The following is a 20,502-nucleotide window of genomic DNA, read 5'->3' as shown; positions in this document are numbered from 1 at the left end:
TGGCTACTTCGTAGCGGTTGTAATCTCGCCGGTTTGAGTATTAACAATCTCCGCAACCGAGCCGTGCGCTGATTTCTGGAGATACTCAAAGATGATCTCAGCGATCTTTTCTCCGATACCTGGTGTCATTGCGATTTCTGCCAGCGTTGCTTTACGCAGTGCGGCGACTGATCCAAATTGTTCAAGCAGGGAGGCGCGACGAGCCTGTCCCATCTGCGGAATTTCATCCAAAATAGATTCGAGCATCACCTTTGATCTACGCGAACGGTGGAAGGTAATAGCAAAGCGGTGGGCTTCATCGCGAATTCTTTGCAGCAAATACATACCTTCACTGGTGCGTGGAAGAATAAGCGGATCGCTTTCACCGGGACGCCAGACTTCTTCTAAGCGCTTAGCCAACCCACATAAAGCAACATCAGTTACGCCAAGTTCATCAAGTGCGCGTTGGGCAGCAGCAACTTGTGGCGCTCCACCATCTACAACGATTAACTGCGGTGGGTATGAGAACTTACTCAACTTGCCGCCAATAGCGGCGACATCACTTTCATCTACAGCTCGGTCATTTAGTAAACGCTTCATGCGGCGAGTAATGACCTGGTGCATGGCCCGAGTGTCATCGGTTGCTTCCTTAGTATCGATTATGAAGCGGCGGTATTCGCTCTTCTTAGCCATACCGTCTTCAAAGACGACCATAGATGCCACGACTGATGTGCCAGAGATATTTGAGATGTCATAACACTCGATACGAAGCGGTGTGCGCTTTAGCTCTAACTGCTCTTCGATTTCTAGCAGCGCCTTGCCGCTAACGGCGGCATCGGTTGCACGCTTACTTAAGAATTGGATCAAGGCATAGTGGGCATTTCGCTCAACGGTCTGCAGTAGCTCCACTTTCTCGCCACGTTGTGGAACTTTTATTGAAACTTTTGCTCCGCGAAGATTTGTAAGCCAGTCTTCTAACGCTTCTTGGTCAATCGGCTCACGATTTAGATAAATCTCGCTTGGGATATCCGTTGGTGCGCTCTGGCTGTAAATAGAGAAGAAGAGTGAAGCGACTTGATCATCACCCTCAAGTGCTCGTTCTTGATCGACAATCCACGAGCGCGAGCCTTTAATTGATCCTCGGCGAACCATGAATATCGAACCCGCAGCATGAAGTCCTTCTTCATGTATTGAAATGAAATCTCCATCTAGATCATCTGAGAGATTTCCCTGGGTGGAACGTTGTGCTTTTTCGAAGGATTCGATCTGATCACGAATACGCGCTGCGCGTTCAAACTCTTCGCGTTCAGATGCTAGATCCATCTCACTGCGCAACTTAGGCAAGATATCTTCCATGCCTTTCTCCATAAAGGCATCAAGCTTTACTGCGATCTCGCGATGTTCTTCAGGCGTTACCCAGCCGACGCAAGGTGCGGCGCATTTACCGATATCCCCTAGCAAGCACTGGCGCTTGCTCCGCTTAGCCCGCGCGAAGTTTCCTTCAGAGCAAGATCGAACTGGAAAGACTTTGAGGAGTACTTCATAGGTATTTCGGAGTGCCCAGGCATTCGTGTAGGGGCCGAAGTATTTAAGGCCGGGGCGTTTCTCCTTGCGAGTAATAAAGATTCGGGGGAATTCATCTTGCATGGAAATTGCAAGGTATGGGTAAGACTTATCATCTTTGAACTGCACGTTATAAGTTGGTTGATATTGCTTGATCCATGAAAATTCCAGAGCCAGCGCTTCGAGTTCGGTAGCAACGATCGTCCAGTCAACACGGACCGCTTCGTTAACCATGCGGTGTGTCTTGCGCGCAAGATTTGAACCAAAGTAAGTCGTTAACCGATTCTTTAAATTCTTTGCCTTGCCAACATAGATGACTTTATCTTTTCCGTTATAGAAGCGATAAACCCCGGGATCCTCTGGAATCTCCTTGGGGCGATAACTAGCTGGATCAGCCATTTACTTAACGGCAGTCTTTTTCTTAGCAGGAGCGCGGTTGGTAGCAAGCATTTCGGCTAGGAAGTTACCTGTGTAACTCGCTTTAACTTTCGCAACATCTTCAGGTGTTCCTTCAGCGACAACCATGCCACCCCGGAAACCACCTTCCGGCCCCATATCGATAACCCAGTCAGAACACTTGATCACATCAAGATTATGTTCAATTACAACGACTGTATTTCCGGAATCAACCAAACGACTAAGCACCCCAAGTAACTTACTGACATCTTCGAAGTGCAGACCAGTTGTTGGTTCATCTAAGACATAAATTGTCCGACCGGTAGAGCGTCGTTGCAGCTCGGTAGCCAACTTTACGCGTTGCGCTTCGCCACCTGAAAGAGTTGGCGCCGACTGGCCTAAGCGAACATAACCAAGGCCAACGTCACAGAGCGTCTTCAAATAGCGAGCGATAGTTGGAACTGATTCAAAGAAAGTGTGCGCGATTTCAATTGGCATATCGAGAACTTCAGCGATCGTCTTGCCCTTGTAATGAACTTCCAAAGTTTCGCGGTTATAACGGGCGCCATGACAGACCTCGCATGGCACATAAACATCTGGCAAGAAGTTCATTTCGATGGTGATGGTGCCATCGCCCGAACAGTTCTCGCAGCGCCCGCCTTTTACGTTAAATGAGAAGCGACCCTGTTGGTAACCACGCACCTTGGCTTCAGTCGTTTCTGCAAAGAGGGCGCGCACCTTGTCAAAGACACCGGTATAGGTTGCAGGGTTAGAACGTGGCGTGCGACCGATCGGTGATTGATCGACGTGTACGACTTTATCCAATTGATCCACGCCGGTGACAGTGCGGTGGCGACCTGGAACCAAGCGCGCTCCGTTTAACTTGTTGGCAAGGGTTGTGTAGAGAATGTCATTTACTAGAGTTGATTTACCTGAACCACTTACTCCTGTAACAGAGACAAAGAGACCAAGCGGGATCTCTACTTCAACATCTTTGAGGTTATTCTCCTTGGCGCCCTTGATAACTAATTTACGCTTTGGATCTATTGGTCGACGTTTGCTTGGAATAGCAATCGACTTACGCCCCGATAAGTAAGCGCCGGTGATTGATTCTTTAGATGCAATTAGCTCTTCATAAGAACCGGAGACGACAACTTTTCCGCCATGTTCACCCGCGCCAGGACCAATATCTACGATCCAGTCTGCGGTGCGAATAGTCTCTTCATCATGCTCTACAACGATCAGGGTATTTCCGAGATCGCGCAGACGTGTGAGAGTTTCGATTAGGCGACGGTTATCGCGTTGGTGTAATCCGATACTGGGTTCATCTAAAACATAAAGCACGCCAACTAGGCCAGATCCGATCTGAGTTGCCAGACGAATACGTTGCGCTTCGCCTCCAGAAAGTGTTGCAGCAGGTCGTGCCAGAGATAGGTAATCAAGTCCAACATCGAGTAAGAACCCCAAACGTGCATGGACTTCCTTCATAACACGCTCTGCGATCTGCGCTTCGCGAGCGTTGAGCGAAATACTCTTTAAGAAAGCTGCGCAATCAGCTATTGAGAGTTCGCAGATTTCAGAGATGTTCTTATCCCCCACTGTCACAGATAAAACCTCTGGCTTTAAACGCGCCCCTTTACAAACATTGCACGGGATTTGTCTCATATAAGACTCGTACTTTTCACGAGAATAATCGCTATCGGTTTCATCGTGTTTGCGGTGAATAAAGGGAATTACACCTTCAAAGCCAGATGAGTAATTGCGGACTCGACCATAGCGATTCTTGTACTTGACATGAACTTCATATTCAAAACCATTGAGGATCGCTTCTTTGGCCTTAACGGATAACTTTTTCCAAGGGTTATCAAGCGAGAATTTAACTTCATCTGAAAGCGCTTCCAGCAAACGTAGAAAGTATTCGGATGTGTGACCGCTAGACCAAGGGGCGATAGCGCCGTCATTAATTGAGAGATTGTCATCAGGGATAACTAACTCTTCATCTACTTCAAGCTTTGTGCCGATTCCAGAGCACTCAGCACATGCACCAAACGGTGAGTTAAATGAGAATGAACGCGGTTCGAGCTCTTCAAAGGAGAGGTTGCAATCGTGACAGGCTAGGTGTTCGCTAAAGGTGCGCTCTTTCTCAGCGCCTTTAGCATCTACAAAATCAAGCAACACTATTCCGGAGGCTAGCCGCAACGCAGTTTCGATTGAATCGGTAAGGCGTGATTTTGATTCTGCCTTTGCGGTCAAGCGATCTACGACAACTTCAATGGTGTGCTTCTCTTGTTTCTTTAACTTTGGTGGTTCAGAGAGTGAGATGGTTTCGCCATCGACGCGTGCACGTGAATAACCCTGAGTGACAAGTTCGGCAAAGAGGTCAACAAATTCACCTTTACGTTCACGAATAACCGGCGCCAAAACCTGAAATTTGGTTGTGGCGGGCATGGTGAGAATTTGATCAACAATCTGCTGTGGACTCTGGCGCGAAACTGCTTTGCTGCACTTAGGACAGTGTGGTCGTCCGGCGCGCGCAAAGAGCAGACGCAGATAGTCATAAACCTCAGTGATTGTTCCAACTGTCGAACGAGGATTTCGGTTGGTGGATTTCTGATCAATCGAAACGGCAGGTGATAAACCTTCGATGAAATCAACATCTGGCTTATCCATCTGACCCAAGAACTGTCGCGCATACGCTGATAGAGATTCGACGTAACGACGCTGGCCTTCAGCGAATATCGTGTCGAAGGCCAGGCTTGATTTTCCAGAACCGGAAAGACCGGTGAAGACGATTAAGGATTCACGCGGTAGTTCGATAGAGACATTCTTTAAGTTGTGCTCGCGGGCACCGCGCACAATTAACTTATCGATGCTCACTTAAATTCCCGCCTCATCCATTCCGCGGAGCTCCTTCTTGAGCTCTCTGATCTCATCACGCAGGCGAGCTGCGAGTTCGAACTGTAGATCAGCAGCTGAGCTGCGCATCTGTTCGGTGAGCGAGCCTATCAAGGCAAGTAATTCTTGGCGCGGTAGCGAGATAACGCTGCGGGCGTTAAATCCGATATCAAGAACAGAAGATGAACCTTTTGATTTACCGGATGATTTCCGAGCCGCCATAAGTTCATCGGTGTCATCGCTCTCGCGGGCGATAGTGTCGGTGATATCAGCGATCTTCTTACGTAGCGGCTGTGGATCGACTCCGCGTTCGAGGTTATAGGCCACTTGCTTGGCGCGACGACGATTTGTTTCATCAATTGCCTGCGCCATCGACTTTGTAATGTTATCGGCATACATATGAACTTCACCTGACACGTTACGTGCCGCGCGACCAATGGTCTGAATTAGAGATGTCGCCGAACGCAAGAAGCCTTCTTTATCGGCATCCAAGATTGCAACCAGTGATACTTCAGGTAGATCAAGGCCTTCACGGAGCAAGTTGATTCCGATCAAAACATCGTATTCACCAGAGCGAAGTTCACGTAAAAGTTCTACACGGCGCAAGGTATCTACTTCCGAGTGCAGATAACGAACTCGGACTCCACGTTCCTGCAGATAATCTGTTAAATCCTCAGACATCTTCTTAGTCAGAGTTGTAACAAGTACGCGTTCATTCTTTGCCGCGCGGATATTGATTTCATTGAGGAGATCATCGATCTGACCTTTAATTGGTTTGATAATGATCCCCGGATCAACCAAGCCAGTTGGGCGAATTACCTGCTCTACAACATCTCTCCCGACCTTCTCCATTTCGTACTTTCCGGGAGTTGCAGAGAGATAAAGAGTCTGACCAACGCGTTCTTGAAATTCTGGCCAACGAAGTGGTCGGTTATCGAGAGCGCTGGGAAGTCGGAAGCCGTGTTCTACAAGAGTGCGTTTACGAGATGCATCGCCTTCGTACATTGCGCCAATCTGCGGCACTGTTACGTGGCTTTCATCGATAACAACTAAGAAATCTTCTGGGAAGTAATCAAGTAGACAGTTCGGTGCAGATCCTGGATCGCGACCATCTAGGTGGCGGGAATAGTTTTCGATACCGGAACAGAACCCAAGTTGCTGCATCATCTCGAGATCAAAAGTTGTGCGCATGCGAAGGCGCTGTGCTTCAAGCAGTTTTCCTTGCTTTTCAAAGAGATTAAGTTGAATCTGAAGTTCATCTTCGATCTCACCCATCGCACGTTTCATCGTTTCTGGGCCTGCGGCGTAGTGAGTGGCTGGGAAGATATAGATCTCAGTCTCATCGCGAATGATCTCGCCGGTAAGTGGATGCAAGGTCATGATCTTTTCAATCTCATCGCCGAACATCTCTATGCGGATGGCTAGTTCTTCGTACATCGGAATGATTTCAATGGTGTCGCCGCGGACGCGGAAGGTGCCGCGTTCAAAGGCCATATCGTTACGTGAGTACTGCACATCTACGAATCTGCGTAGCAGTTGATTGCGCTCAATCTCATCGCCAACCTTCAGGCGAATCATGCGGTCGATGTACTCCTGCGGCGTTCCAAGGCCATAGATACAAGAGACAGTTGCGACAACAATGACATCGCGACGAGTTAGGAGCGAGTTCGTGGCCGAATGTCGCAGACGTTCGACCTCATCGTTAACGCTGGAGTCTTTCTCGATAAAGGTATCGGTCTGCGGAACATAGGCTTCAGGTTGGTAATAGTCGTAGTAAGAAACGAAATATTCAACTGCGTTATTGGGTAGTAGCTCTTTGAATTCATTTGCCAACTGCGCGGCGAGAGTCTTATTAGGAGCGAGAACCAGGGTCGGGCGTTGTAGGCGCTCAATTAACCAAGCGGTCGTTGCCGATTTTCCAGTACCTGTTGCACCTAGTAGCACTACATCTTTTTCACCCGCGTTTATTCGGGTGACGATCTCTTCGATTGCCTGAGGTTGATCTCCTGCAGGAACGTAGTCGCTAATTACCTGGAAAGGGTGAACCTTTCTTTGGAGATCAGAGATCGGGCGCATTTTCCTAGCCTACTTTGAAAGGCGCTGGAGTTCCTCCCAGAGGTTTTCCACCTTGCGCAGCAGTTGATCTTCATCGCCGCTATTTTCGATTATGTGGGTAGCGACTGCCTCACGCTCAGATGGTGAAGCCTGTGCAGCTAAGCGAGATTCAATTTCGGAAGAGAACATGCCGCGCTTTAAGAGTCTGGATTTACGAATCTCGAGATCTGCTTCGACGGTAATGATCTGATCAAAATTACTAGCCGCGCCGGTTTCAACTAGCAACGGGATCTCATAAATCAGGATTTCATCTGCCGCGAGATCGCTGACAACTTCAAAGAAAAGTTCGCGAACTCGTGGATGGATAATCGCTTCCAGATCAGCCTTAGCGCTCTTATCTTTAAAGATTATTTCACCTAGCGCTTTGCGGTCTATGTCGCCGTTGCGCAGGATACTTTCGCCAAATCGAGTGATGACTTCATCGAAACCTTCAGACCCACGTTCGATTGCTATACGAGATAGTTGATCTGCATCTACAACGCGTGCGCCAAGTTCTGAGAAGTGCTGCGCAACGAGAGATTTACCTGCGCCTATTCCACCAGTAAGTGCGACAACCAACATGGTTCAGACTCTACCTTCCGCAACTACTTTTATAGAAGTTTTATAAAAGAGATAAGGGCCCACCCGAAGGTGAGCCCTTCCTCATTACCTGCTAATTATTCAGCAGCTGCTTCTTCAGCAACAGGAGCTGCAGCATCTGCTGCCTTTGCTTCTGCCTTCTGCTTCTTGTGAGCAAGGAAGCGAGTTTGTGCTTCCTGATATTGACGTTCCCACTCTTCGCGTTGTGAGTCATGTCCAGGCTTCCACTCCTGAGTATCAGGGTCGAAACCTTCTGGGTAGATGAAGTTACCTGCTGCGTCATAGCGAGCTGCCATGCCGTATTGGGTTGGATCGAATGCTTCGATCTCAACTTCATGACCTTCATTAGCCTGCTTAAGAGATAGTGAGATACGACGACGCTCAAGATCGATATCGATGATCTTTACAAATAGTTCGTCATCTACAGCGACAACCTGCTCTGGGATCTCAACGTGGCGTTCTGCCAACTCTGAGATGTGAACAAGTCCTTCAATGCCTTCATGAACACGAATGAATGCACCGAATGGAACAAGCTTTGTCACGACGCCCGGAACAACCTGATTGATTGTGTGGGTACGCGCAAATGCTTGCCATGGATCTTCTTGTGTTGCCTTAAGAGAAAGTGAAACACGCTCGCGCTCGAAATCAACTTCGAGAACTTCTACGGTTACTTCATCGCCAACTTCAACAACTTCACCTGGGTGATCGATGTGCTTCCATGAAAGCTCTGAAACGTGAACTAGACCGTCTACGCCACCAAGGTCAACGAATGCACCGAAGTTAACGATCGATGAGATAACGCCGGTACGAACTTGACCCTTTTGTAGCTGGTTCAAGAATGTAGTGCGTGACTCTGATTGGGTCTGCTCTAGGAATGCGCGACGTGAAAGAACAACGTTATTGCGGTTCTTGTCGAGTTCGATGATGCGAGCCTCAACTTCCTTACCGATGTAAGGAGTTAGATCGCGTACACGACGCATTTCAACGAGTGAGGCTGGCAAGAAGCCGCGAAGACCGATATCAACGATCAAGCCACCCTTAACAACTTCAATAACTGTTCCGACGACAACTTCGTCGCGCTCTTTCTTGCCTTCGATTTCGCCCCAGGCGCGCTCGTACTGTGCGCGCTTCTTAGAGAGAATTGTGCGGCCTTCTTTATCTTCCTTTTGGAGAACGAGCGCTTCAATGCGGTCGCCGACCTTAACAATGTCATTTGGATCTGCATCGTGGCGGATTGAGAGTTCGCGTGAAGGAATTACGCCTTCTGTTTTGTAACCAATATCAAGAAGAACTTCTTCGCGATCTACTTGGACTACTGTTCCGACGACCAAATCGCCGTCATTGAAATTTCTGATTGTGCCTTCGATTGCTGCAAGAAAATCTGCTGCCGATCCGATGTCGTTAACTGCTACGACTGGTGATGATGTGCTCAAGTTGCTCCGTAGGGATAGAAAGTAATAGGACTCCAGAACTCTTCTGGTGAACGGGCGTAAGCGTACGGTTTTAGCAGTAATTAGAGCAAATCCGCCTAATAGTCAGGCGTAAACTAGCAACCAATGAAACGCTACAGAGAACTCTTTGCCATTCCCAATGTATGGGTCTTAGTTCTCTCAGCATTCCCGGCCCGTGTCGCCTACGGCATGGTTGCACTCGCCATTTTCTTTAAGACTGAAGATGCAACCGGCTCGATTGCTGCTGCGGGATTTGCTATTGGAATTAACTCTGTCGCGGGCGCCGCAACTGCTGGATTACGTGGCATGTTGATGGATAAATATGGACAGAAATGGCCACTGCGTATTTTTGTTCCAGGTTACGCCGGAATGATGTTGATTTTAAATACTATGGAAAATCGAAATGGTATTTTGTTGGCCGCCTTCATTATGGGAATTACCGCGCCTCCAATTAATCTCTCAGTACGTCCGTTGTGGCGCGATGTCGTTCCAAAAGATTTCTTGCGCACCGCTTATGCCGTAGATACATCGGTAATGAGTTCTGCAGGTGTTCTAGGTCCGGTTATTGCCACTTCATTGGCTCTCTCATCACGTCCAGGAAGCCCGCTTGTGGTGGCTTCCATCTTTATGTTGATAGGAGGCGGCGGTTTAGCGATTACCAAAGTTTCTCGTAATTGGATCCCAGAGAAGAAAGAAGAGAATCACATCTCCCTCTGGCGCCACAAGGCAATTCAATTGCTGATGATCGAGGGGTGTTTTATTGGTTTCGGTTGGGGCGTTTTCGATGTAGCCGTTCCAGCTTTCGCAACTTTAGAAGAAGTGCCCCACAGAACTGCTTGGATTTTAGCGGCGATGGGAATCGCAAATATCTTTGGTGGACTTCTTGGCGGTCTTGTCTCAAAGAAAGTATCTGCACTTAAGGCGATGCGAATTACCTACTTGATTTGGATCTTCATCTCAATACCGATCGTCTTTACTTATCCAGGCTGGTCGATGGTTATTGCCGCTTCATTCCTAGGTTTGGTAGGCGGAACGATCCAAGTCTTTTACTGGGAAGTTATGGAGGCGGTGCGCCCTAAGGGTTCGGCAGTTGGAATGATGGGTTGGATCTGGACTGTTGAAGGAACTCTGATGTCAATTGGTGCTGCTGCTGGTGGTTGGATCGCAGAGACTTATTCACCGCGATTTGCTCTCTCCATAACCTGCTTCACTATCGTTACCGGATTTATCATTCTTAATTTAGGAAAGAAACGTTTATCTGCGGCAGATCGCATACCAACAGATGAAGAAGATCTCGCAGCTATGTCTGATAATTCACCAACTACTACTTAGCCCCTTAGTGTGCAGCTTCGTTCCAGCTCTTACCGATACCGACGCTTACATCAAGCGGTGCGCGAAGCGGGAAGGCAGAACCCATCTCACGTCGCACCAAATTAGTTAGAACTTCTTCTTCACCCGCTACAACTTCAAGGATCAACTCATCGTGAACCTGCAGCAAGAGACGTGATTTAAGGTTCTCGCTAATCAACGCGCGCTCGACATTTAGCATCGCCTGTTTGATGATGTCGGCGGCTGAGCCTTGAATCGGAGCATTTAGCGCCATGCGTTCTGCAATCTCGCGGCGCTGGCGGTTATCGTGCATTAGATCTGGCAGGTAGCGTCTGCGCCCCATAACGGTTTCGGTGTATCCAACTTTACGTGCTTGTTCTACGACGCTGCTCAAGTAATCGCGGATTCCACCAAAACGTTGGAAGTAGCGATCCATTAAATCCTGCGCCGCAGGTGGTGAGAGATCTAACTGCGCGGCAAGACCATAAGAACTCAAGCCGTAGGCAAGTCCGTAAGACATCGCTTTGATCTGACGGCGCATCTCTGAATCAACTTCATTGGCTTTCACACCAAAGACAAGACCAGCAACGGTGGCGTGTAGATCTTCACCGGTTTCAAATGCTGCAAGTAGCCCGGCATCATTTGAGAGATGAGCCATGATCCGCATTTCGATCTGGCTGTAATCTGCAGTTAAGAGTCCACTAAAGCCTTTACCTGCGATAAATGCGTTACGGATACTGCGTCCTTCTTCGGTGCGTACCGGAATGTTCTGCAGGTTTGGTCCGACAGATGAAAGACGACCCGTTGCTGCAACTGTTTGCGCAAAGTGGGTGCGGATTCTTCCATCACTTCCTATTTCTGCAATAAGACCTTCGACAGTTGTGCCTAACTTCTTGGTTTCTCGAATGCGAAGAAGTGATTCAAGGAGTGGATGCTTAGTCTTTTCAAATAACCAGTTAAGCGCCTCGGCATCGGTTGTAAATCCAGTCTTGATCTTCTTCGTCTTTGGCAGGTTTAGCTCATCGAAGAGAACAACTTGTAGCTGTTTTGGAGATGCCACGTTAAATTCATGGCCAGCGGCTAGGTGAGCTGCCTTTGTCTCGCGCGCGACTTCTCCTTCAAAGAATGTCGCTAACTTTTCAAGCTCTTTGCGATCAACGGCGATGCCACGGTTCTCCATAACTGCGAGGAGGCGCGCAATAGGAAGTTCTAAATCTGTAAAGAGGGCAAGTACACCGCGATCTTTCATCTCGGTTAGAAGTGAGCCACGTAATTTAAAGAGGGCGGCGGCGCTTGTAAGAAGTGATTGTTCTGGAGAAGAGGTATCAATTTGAGCACCATCTCCCCAGCGCTCTAATAGATCGGATAACTCCTGTGCTCGCACACCTGGATTTACAAGATATGCAGCGAGTGCAGTATCGAAAACAACTCCATCGAGTAGGTTTTCACGAGCCAGCGACTTGGCATCATGTGCAATCTTCGAAACTTTTGGATCCTGGGCCCACTCCCCCATCTGTGCCGAATGAATTAAATAGACATCGCTCGGATTAAAGGCAACTGCATAACGATGCAACTTCTCATCAAGTAGCTCAAAAGATAGAGCGATATCTCCTGAGTGCTGAGATATCTTCTCACTTAACTCTTCAGGTGACAGAGTTCCGCCTTCGATCACTGGGGCAAAGAGCGTGAACTCATCGTTGTTGCTCTGACCCTTTACCTCTTTGACTACTGAGTCGGGATTAAGAATTGGCTTTAATCGATCTTTGAGGGTTCGAAACTCAAGTTGTTCAAATAACTTGGTGAGATCACTTTCGACCACGCCGGCCCATGCGAGTGCTTCTACTTGGTATTCGATCGGTGCATCATGCACGAGTTGAGTTAGTTCGCGATTTCGAATGACATCGTTGATGTTGTCGCGAAGTGATTGACCTACCTTGCCGCCGACTTTATCTACGTTTGCAATTAAATCTTGAAGTGAGCCATATTCGACTATCCACTTTGCAGCGGTCTTTTCACCAACGCCTGGAATCGATGGCAAGTTATCGCTGGGGTCTCCGCGTAACGCGGCAAAATCAGGATATTGGTCAGGGCTCATGCCGTATTTTTCTTGCACGGCATCTGGCGTCATGCGCACCATTTCGGAGACTCCGCGCTTTGGATAGAGAACAGTGGTCTTATCTGTCACCAACTGAAAGCTGTCCCGATCACCCGTACAGATGAGTACTTCAGCACCTTCTCGTTCGGCTTGTTTGGTAATCGTCGCGATGATGTCATCAGCTTCGTAACCTTCAAGTGCAAACTGGGTTATTCCGAATCCTGTAACCAAATCATTTAGATAAGACATCTGCGAACGGAATTCGTCCGGAGTCTTAGCGCGATTGGCTTTGTAATCAGGGAAGATATCGGTGCGGAATGTCTTACGTGAAACATCAAAGGCAACGGCAACGTGGGTTGGCTTCTCATCCTTTAAAAGTGAAATCAACATCGTCGCAAAGCCATAAATAGCATTTGTATGTTGACCTTGCGCGGTTGTGAAATTCTCGGCGGGAAGTGCGAAGAAGGCGCGATATGCCATCGAATGGCCATCGATAAGTAATAAACGCTTCTGGGCCATGGCGTCATCCTAGAGAAGTACCCGTTAACAAGTTACTATTTCGAACTATGACGCAGCCAGAAAATACGCCAAATTATTTAGAGCTAATCCGGGAACGTGGAAGCGGCGCCCTCGATAAGAAGATGGGAATTGAGATTCTGGAGGCTTCTCCTGAACGACTAGTTGGCCGTATGCCAGTTGAGGGAAATACTCAACCAATCGGTTTACTTCACGGTGGCGCAAATGTCGTTTTGGCTGAATCGCTAGGTTCAATTGGTACCCAATTAAACGCTGGACCGAACCGCAGAATTGTTGGCGTTGATATCAATGCCACACATCACAAATCGGCTATGTCAGGATATGTGACCGGCGTTGCCACAGCGGTATCAATAGGAAAAACCTTGTGTGTATACGAAGTTGTGATTACCAACGAGCAGGGTCAACGTACTTGTTCTGCACGTATTACCTGCATGATCCTGGCTGAAAGAGCGTAGCGCCTTCAGCGATTAAAAATGCTGAGCGCTAATAAAAAATTAGTGAGCGCCAGTACCGAGGTATGCCTCGCGTACTGCAGGATCGTTAAGTAGATCGGATGCCTTAGCTTCCTTAACAATATTTCCGGTCTCAAGAATGTAGGCGCGGTGTGCGCGTTGTAGCGCTTGCTGTGCATTCTGTTCAACGAGAAGAATTGTTACGCCGGTCTTATTGATCTCGGTGATGATGCGGAAGATATTTGCAATCATCTGAGGAGCAAGACCCATTGAAGGCTCATCGAGGAGAAGAACTTTTGGACGAGCCATTAGGGCGCGGCCGATTGCAAGCATCTGCTGTTCTCCACCAGATAAAGTTCCGCCGGCTTGTGAGACGCGTTCTTTCAAACGAGGAAAGAGCGTGTAGACCTTATCTAGATCTTCGGCCATCTCGCTCTTACGGTTATGGCGATGGAACTTACCCATTTCTAGGTTTTCCAAAACTGTCATACCTGGGAAAATTCCGCGGCCTTCTGGTGCTTGCGATAGACCGAGATCTACGCGCTTGTGCGCAGGAACGTTAGAGATATCTTGACCATCAAAAATGATCTGACCAGTTGTGACTGGGCGAAGACCTGAAATTGTCTTAAGCATTGTTGTCTTGCCGGCACCGTTAGCGCCGATGAGAGTAACAATCTCGCCTTCATTAACAACGATTGATACGCCCTTGATCGCTTCAATCTTGCCGTAGTGAACGTGTAGATCTTTAATTTCAAGACGCATCTGCAGGTACTCCTAGGTAAGCCTCAATAACGCGAGGGTCGTTTTGTACATCAGCTGGTGAGCCATCGGCGATCTTTGTACCGAAATCAAGGACAACGACGCGATCAGAGATTCCCATGATCAGCGACATATCGTGTTCGATCAAGAGAACTGTGTAACCGGCATCGCGAACTTTCTTAATCGTCGCGGCAAGTTCAACCTTTTCTTGTGGGTTAAAACCTGCTGCTGGCTCATCAAGGAGAAGCAACTTAGGTGAGGTTCCCATAGCGCGAGCGATCTCAAGGCGACGCTGCACACCATAAGGCAAGTTACGAGCTAAGCGATCTGAGTACTCATCGATTCCGATGAATTCGAGAATTTCGTGCGCCTTAGCGCGGTGCTCGCGTTCTTCGCGACGGGCGCGAGGTGTTCCAAAGAGAGAAGAAACTAGACCGCTCTTCTTATGAACATCGGTTGCGGTAATGACATTTTCAAGCGTTGTCATATCTCCGAATAAGCGAATGTTCTGGAAGGTACGTGCGATACCGAGACCAGTGATCTGATAGCGCTTCTTGCCACCAATCTTCTGGCCATCGAAATTAACTGAACCAGAAGTTGCTTGATAGACGCCGGTGATCACGTTAAAGACTGTTGTCTTTCCCGCACCGTTAGGGCCGATCAGGGCGAGAATTTCGCCTTCGCGAACCTCAAGATTTACTTCATTAAGCGCTGTGACTCCACCGAACTTCATGGTGAGGTTTTCCAGACTCAAGAGAACTTTAGCCATCTTTAATTCGCCCCTTTCTTAACAATTGCTTTTTCGCGTTTCTTTCGCGGTAGTAGGCCATCTGGGCGGAAGTTCATAACAACAACAAGAACTAAGCCGAAGACTAAGAGGCGAGCATCTGAGATAAAGCGGATGCGATCTGGCAGGTAACCAAGAATTGTTGCACCGATAATTACGCCCCAGATATTTCCGATTCCACCAAATACCACGCAGGCAAGGATGAGAATTGAAACGTTTAAGGTAAACATTTCAGGTGCGATAAAGAGGTTCTTTGAAGCGTAGAGAACGCCGGCAGCGCCACCAATTGCAGCACCGAGAGTAAATGACCAGATCTTGTACTTAAGAGTTGCTACACCCATTAACTCTGCAGCATCTTCATCTTGGCGGATCGCTTCCCAAGCGCGGCCTGGACGACGAACTGATAGGCGGCGGATCATCCAGATCGTAAGCAGAATCATAATTAGAACAACCCAGAAGAAGACTTTCTGATCATCTAATTTGAATTTAAGCGGTCCGATATCAGGTGGCATCGGAACGTTTGCAATTCCATTTGGACCCTTACTCCAAGAAGAGTTGAGCAGAACAAGGCGAACGATCTCACCAAAGCCCAAGGTAACGATGGCGAGGTAATCACCACGTAAGCGAAGTGTTGGTAGACCAAGGATGACGCCAGCAAGCATCGCAAAGGCGATACCGAAAGGCATGATCTCCCAAGTATTTAAACTTGTAGTCGTTCCCATAATCGCCATCGTGTAAGCACCGATTGCGAAGAAGGCAACGTAACCAAGATCGAGCATTCCGGACTTACCAACAACAATATTTAGCCCCAGCGCCATAAGAACGAAGACTGCAACTGGATAGACAAGAACTGCGTCATAAGCTGCGATTGGTGTTGCTAGAAATGATGCACCAGCAAATGGCAGTAGTCCGACAAGGAAAATTGTTGTAATTGCGATTAGTACTCGAGCGGGACGGCCAGAGCGCTCCCAGATGCCTGCGCCCCAATCGCGGAGGTTCCAATAGTTTCTAATTTTCATGAGTTATGCCCTCGTTGTCTGAACGGCTTCACCGAATAAACCATTCGGCTTAAAGAGAAGGACTAGAACTAGAACGATAAAGACGGTAACCGCTTTCCACTGTGTTCCAAGAACAGCAGAGGCATAAACTTCAAGAAGTCCAAGCGCGAGGCCGCCGTAGAAAGCGCCGCGGATATTTCCGATTCCACCGATAACTGCTGCGGTAAAGGCGGCGAGGCCCATAGTGAAACCAATGTTGAACTTGGTGTATTCAAAGACTGTTATGTAGAAGAAGCTGGCGGCACCTGTTGCAAGTCCACCGACCAAGAAAGTGGCGGTGATAACGCGGTTTAGGTTTACGCCCATCAACTTTGCAGCGTCTTCATTCATAGATACTGCGCGGATCGCTTTACCCATACGAGAGAGCTTTACGAAGCGCTCAAGGATGAAGTAGATAATTGCTGCAGCAAAAATTGTAATAACGGTATCGAGGCGAATATTTGCGCCCCAAACTTCAGTGAGAATTGTCTTCTCTAGTACTCGAGGAGATCCAACCGGACGAGAGTCGGTAAGTAGGCGCATGATCTCTGATAAGACGATTGAAATTCCGATCGCTGAAATCAGAGTCGCTAAACGGTTGGTGCCTCTCATGCGCAAGCGACGGTAGGCGACGAACTCAACAAATACTGCAGTGAGTCCCGCTACGAGCATTGACATGAGCAAACTTGATAATAAGACAAGGGCGAGTTTGAACCCTGTTGCAGGTTCAGAGACCTGTGTGTACTTAAAGATATCGCGCGAGGTGATGACTGTACCGAAAGTTCCCCACATAAAAATTTCTGAGTTAGCGAAGTTGATCATGCGCAATACACCGTAAACCATGGTGTATCCGAGCGAGATCAAAACGTAGATAAATCCTAACGCTAGCCCTGCAATCGTTAGGGCCCAGAACTGATCAATCAGTACCGCAAACATGAATCTCCTTCAGTAACTTCAATTCGGTCATTCTATGCTCTCAAATTATGCAATTGGTGGGTGCCTCGCCTCTCTCTTTCGAGAGATTAAAAGCACCCACCAACCTTTAATGCATCAGGTCTATCTAATTACTTGATAATACCTGTGTTAACTAGAACGCCACCCTTTGATGTGAATCCAGCAAAGAGACCGTATGAAACGTCACCGTTCTTATCGAACTTGATGGTGTTTCCTGAGACGCTCTTACCGTTGTAGGCCTTGACGAACTTGAGCATTGCTTCACGAGTTGTCTTGCCTGCCTTGATTCCTTCAAGAAGGATATTTGCAGCATCGAATGATTCAACTGAGTAAACACCAGATGAAACGCCCATTTGCTTCTTGAAATCAGCTTCGATCTTTGCGCTGATTCCTGCAAGTCCACCTACACCTGTAACACGTGAACCTTCAGCAGATGCTCCCGCAAGCTTTGGGAACTCCTGGTTGAAGACTCCGTCGCCACCAGCGAAGATCGCTGTTGAACCTGAGTCACGAAGCTGCTTTACGAAAATAGCAGCCTGGCTGTAGTAGCCGGTGTAGATAACAACAGTTGCTGCAGATGTCTTGATCTTTGCAATTGTTGGGCTGAAATCTGTAGTTGTGTTTGGAACTGAGTCAGTTCCTACAACAGATGCTCCAGCAACCTTCTTCAGACCTGAAGTTACATAGCCTGCCAATGGCACGCCGTATGCAGACTGGTCATCAAAGATAAATACCTTTGCATTTGCTACACCCTTTGTTGCGTACTTAGCCAACGCTGGACCCTGCAAGTCATCCTTACCAACTACGCGGTGGAAAACTGGTCCGCCGAAGTCAGGTGATGCTGGATCTGTAATTGATACGCGTGTTGCTGAAGGAGAGATCATTACTAGTGATCCAGCCTTGTAGTAAGGAAGTGAAGCAATTGTTGCACCTGAGTAAGCAGGTCCTACAACGCCAAGAACGCTCTTGTTATTGCCAACGCCTGGAGCAACTGTTGATGCAACAGCTGGATCTCCTTGGTCATCAACTGAAAGAACCTTGATCTTGATGTTCTTGTTCTTTGCCATGAATAGCTTTGCAGCATACTTAACGGCGTTCTGCTCATCGATACCAGTTGATGCTTCTCCACCTGAAAGTGGACCCTGGTATGCGATTGTGTAAGTCTTTGTTGCTGCTGATGCTGATGTTGATGCAAATACGCCTAGTGAAAGCGCAGCTGCGGCAACGATAGCGACAGAAGCTTTGATCTTCTTGTTCATGTATTGCCTTCCTGTTTTTTCTTGCATGTGTCCCGGGACAGGGAGGCTGAAAGTGTAAAGGGGGTGAGGAAGATCTATCAACCCAGGGTTAAGCCTGCCAATGTAAAGGTTTGGTTACTTTTGAGCCTTTCCTGAGAGTTCAGTGGCCAGGTACAGCATCTGGGGAGATAACGGCCGCGGCGACCTCTTTCATGGTCAGCCGGCGATCCATCGCAGCGCGCTGGATCCACGAAAAAGCCTCTGGTTCAGAGAGGTTTAGCGCCTGCATCAAAATTCCCTTTGCGCGATCAATCAATTTACGAGTTTCGAGTCGCTCGTGAAGATCTGCAACTTCATCGGCAAGTGATCGCATCTGCATATGTCTACTAATTGCAATTTCAATTGCAGGCACAAGGTCACCTATCGAAAATGGTTTTACAACGTAGGCCATAACGCCGGCGTCTCGTGCACGTTCTACGAGTTCGCGTTGTGAAAATGCGGTCAACATAAGAACTGGTGCAATATCAATTATCTTTTCTGCTGCTGATATTCCATCCAGCACCGGCATCTTCACATCAAGAATTGCTAAATCTGGTTTATGTAACTGTGCGAGTTCAATCGCCTGGGCACCATCTGCAGCTTCTGCAACAACTTCATAACCTGCTTCGCGCAACATTTCGACTAAGTCCATACGGATAAGCGCTTCATCCTCGGCAACGACAATTCTGATTGGCGATTTAGGTCTGACTGGAGATTTATCTGCGCTACTGGTCGTATTCATGTGCCTCGAGTCGGATTCGAACCGACACTATGCAGTGTTTGAGACTGCCCTCTCTACCGTTGGAGTACCGAGGCTCTTTGCAATTCCCTTACAGGAAAGTTACAAGCCAAATCTTAACGGTATGCAGGAGCAGCGCCACTCACGGCATCGCCCACGCGGTGAACGCGCATAGCGTTCGTTGATCCTGGAATTCCAGGAGGCGAACCAGCGACGATCACGACTAGTTCACCTTCAACGCAGCGCTTAGATTTGATCAAGAGGGTATCGGCCTGCATAACCATTTCATCGGTGTGCTTAACCATCGGCGTTAACTCTGGTTCTACTCCCCAGTCCAGCGCCATTCGGTTATATGTGCCAACTTCAGGGGTAAATGCCAAGATCGGAATTGGAGAACGAAGTCGCGCAGTGCGGCGCGCAGAATCTCCGGATTGCGTGAAGGTAACCAAATATTTAGCGCCAACAATTGCGCCGACTTCAGTTGCAGCCTTGGTGATCGCACCGCCCTTTGTCTTAGGCGCTGATTTCATCGGGCGGATCATATCCATGCCGCCTTCTTCAGTATGGCTGATGATGCGAGCCATAGTTTGAACAGCTTCGATGGCAAATTCGCCAACCGATGTTTCGCCAGAGAGCATCAAGGCATCTGCGCCATCTAGAACTGCATTTGCACAGTCTGTCGCTTCGGCGCGAGTTGGACGAGAATTTGTAATCATCGAATCAAGCATCTGAGTTGCAACGATTACCGGCTTTGCTGCTTCACGAGCTAATTCGATGCAATGCTTTTGTACAAGTGGAACTTCTTCAATTGGGAGTTCAACACCGAGGTCACCGCGAGCCACCATGATGCCGTCAAAGGCGTTTACGATCTCCTGCAAGTTTGCAACTGCCTGAGGCTTTTCAATCTTTGCGATAACTGGAATGCGGATACCAACTTCATCCATAATTTTATGAACATCAACAATATCTTCAGCGCTGCGCACAAATGAAAGCGCAATGAAGTCAGCGCCGGCATTTAGCCCCCAGCGAAGATCTTCTTTATCTTTTTCAGAGAGCGCTGGAACTGAAACGGCGACGCCTGGCAAGTTAATACCTTTATTGTTGCTAACCGCGCCCGGCTCGATAACTTTGGTTACGACATCGTTGCCTTTTACCTCAGTAACTTCAACGGTAACTTTTCCATCGTCGATAAGAATGCGATCTCCTGGCTTGCAATCTCCAGGTAGGCCTTTGTAAGTAGTACCGACGCGCTCTTTAGTGCCTTCTACTTCATCAGTAGTAATTGTGAAGATATCTCCGCGAGATAGATCATGTGGGCCGGCCTTGAAGCGAGCTAAGCGAATCTTTGGTCCTTGTAGATCTACGAGAATCGCAACAGGTTTTCCTGCCTCTTTCGCCGCTGCGCGGACTTCATTAAGTCGGCTCTGGTGTTCTTCATAGCCGCCATGAGAGAGATTGAGGCGAGCCATATTCATACCGGCTGCAATCAACTCACGAACTTTTTCGGGTGATTCAACGGCTGGACCCATTGTGCAGACAATCTTCGCGCGACGCATGT

15 protein-coding genes and 1 tRNA gene are annotated in these 20,502 nt (G+C 48.2%); 2 read left to right on the top strand and 14 right to left on the bottom strand.

Annotated elements, in window-relative coordinates; all coding sequences use genetic code 11:
• Window positions 1-3: 3 nt before the first annotated feature.
• The 5 genes from uvrC to rpsA all read right to left on the bottom strand — a co-directional run bounded on the left by uvrC (window position 4) and on the right by rpsA (window position 8,960).
• Complete coding sequence (uvrC, locus tag A1sIIB60_RS03065; protein ID WP_095689081.1) at window positions 4-1,941, bottom strand: excinuclease ABC subunit UvrC; 1,938 nt, start codon at window positions 1,939-1,941, stop codon at window positions 4-6.
• Complete coding sequence (uvrA, locus tag A1sIIB60_RS03060) at window positions 1,942-4,815, bottom strand: excinuclease ABC subunit UvrA (RefSeq protein WP_095689080.1); 2,874 nt, start codon at window positions 4,813-4,815, stop codon at window positions 1,942-1,944.
• Window positions 4,816-6,909 (bottom strand): excinuclease ABC subunit UvrB, encoded by a 2,094-nt coding sequence (gene uvrB / locus A1sIIB60_RS03055; RefSeq protein ID WP_095689079.1) that lies wholly within the window; start codon window positions 6,907-6,909, stop codon window positions 4,816-4,818.
• A 9-nt stretch (window positions 6,910-6,918) separates the two neighbouring features.
• Entirely contained in the window at window positions 6,919-7,509 is a 591-nt protein-coding gene (gene coaE, locus A1sIIB60_RS03050; RefSeq protein WP_095689078.1) for a dephospho-CoA kinase, read from the bottom strand.
• 95 nt (window positions 7,510-7,604) lie between these two features.
• Window positions 7,605-8,960 carry a 30S ribosomal protein S1 gene (gene rpsA, locus A1sIIB60_RS03045; RefSeq protein WP_095689077.1) on the bottom strand — a complete coding sequence of 452 codons (1,356 nt, stop codon included), beginning with the start codon at window positions 8,958-8,960 and terminating at the stop codon, window positions 7,605-7,607.
• Window positions 8,961-9,083: 123 nt separating this feature from the next.
• Here rpsA and A1sIIB60_RS03040 point away from each other — a divergent pair, with 123 nt between their 5' ends.
• Complete coding sequence (locus A1sIIB60_RS03040) at window positions 9,084-10,310, top strand: MFS transporter (protein WP_095671033.1); 1,227 nt, start codon at window positions 9,084-9,086, stop codon at window positions 10,308-10,310.
• Between the two features lie 4 nt (window positions 10,311-10,314).
• Here A1sIIB60_RS03040 and polA read toward each other — a convergent pair whose 3' ends face one another.
• A complete protein-coding gene (gene polA / locus A1sIIB60_RS03035) occupies window positions 10,315-12,921 on the bottom strand; it encodes a DNA polymerase I (protein ID WP_095689076.1) in 2,607 nt (868 codons plus the stop codon).
• A gap of 47 nt (window positions 12,922-12,968) precedes the next feature.
• Here polA and A1sIIB60_RS03030 point away from each other — a divergent pair, with 47 nt between their 5' ends.
• Window positions 12,969-13,394 (top strand): PaaI family thioesterase, encoded by a 426-nt coding sequence (locus A1sIIB60_RS03030; protein ID WP_095689075.1) that lies wholly within the window; start codon window positions 12,969-12,971, stop codon window positions 13,392-13,394.
• A gap of 39 nt (window positions 13,395-13,433) precedes the next feature.
• Here A1sIIB60_RS03030 and A1sIIB60_RS03025 read toward each other — a convergent pair whose 3' ends face one another.
• The 8 genes from A1sIIB60_RS03025 to pyk form a co-directional block, all read right to left on the bottom strand.
• On the bottom strand, window positions 13,434-14,153 hold the full coding sequence (locus tag A1sIIB60_RS03025) for an ABC transporter ATP-binding protein (RefSeq protein ID WP_095689074.1): 720 nt from the start codon (window positions 14,151-14,153) through the stop codon (window positions 13,434-13,436).
• A complete protein-coding gene (locus A1sIIB60_RS03020; RefSeq protein ID WP_095689073.1) occupies window positions 14,143-14,919 on the bottom strand; it encodes an ABC transporter ATP-binding protein in 777 nt (258 codons plus the stop codon). Before A1sIIB60_RS03020 ends, A1sIIB60_RS03025 begins: the two co-directional genes overlap by 11 nt.
• A 2-nt stretch (window positions 14,920-14,921) precedes the next feature.
• Complete coding sequence (locus A1sIIB60_RS03015; protein ID WP_095689072.1) at window positions 14,922-15,956, bottom strand: branched-chain amino acid ABC transporter permease; 1,035 nt, start codon at window positions 15,954-15,956, stop codon at window positions 14,922-14,924.
• Between the two features lie 3 nt (window positions 15,957-15,959).
• On the bottom strand, window positions 15,960-16,910 hold the full coding sequence (locus A1sIIB60_RS03010) for a branched-chain amino acid ABC transporter permease (protein WP_095689071.1): 951 nt from the start codon (window positions 16,908-16,910) through the stop codon (window positions 15,960-15,962).
• Between the two features lie 128 nt (window positions 16,911-17,038).
• Window positions 17,039-18,187: a branched-chain amino acid ABC transporter substrate-binding protein gene (locus A1sIIB60_RS03005; protein WP_095689070.1), complete on the bottom strand. Its 1,149-nt coding sequence runs from the start codon at window positions 18,185-18,187 to the stop codon at window positions 17,039-17,041.
• A 139-nt stretch (window positions 18,188-18,326) separates the two neighbouring features.
• On the bottom strand, window positions 18,327-18,947 hold the full coding sequence (locus tag A1sIIB60_RS03000) for an ANTAR domain-containing response regulator (RefSeq protein ID WP_095689069.1): 621 nt from the start codon (window positions 18,945-18,947) through the stop codon (window positions 18,327-18,329).
• 1 nt (window position 18,948) lies between these two features.
• A tRNA-Leu gene (locus A1sIIB60_RS02995) sits at window positions 18,949-19,021 on the bottom strand.
• Between the two features lie 39 nt (window positions 19,022-19,060).
• Window positions 19,061-20,500: a pyruvate kinase gene (pyk, locus tag A1sIIB60_RS02990; RefSeq protein WP_095689068.1), complete on the bottom strand. Its 1,440-nt coding sequence runs from the start codon at window positions 20,498-20,500 to the stop codon at window positions 19,061-19,063.
• Window positions 20,501-20,502 lie beyond the last annotated feature (2 nt).

Origin of the sequence: Candidatus Planktophila lacus, assembly GCF_002288385.1 — a bacterium.
Taxonomy (GTDB): domain Bacteria; phylum Actinomycetota; class Actinomycetes; order Nanopelagicales; family Nanopelagicaceae; genus Planktophila; species Planktophila lacus_D.
The sequence above is the reverse complement of the archived record's forward strand: the minus strand, read 5'-3'. Positions and strand labels throughout refer to the sequence as shown.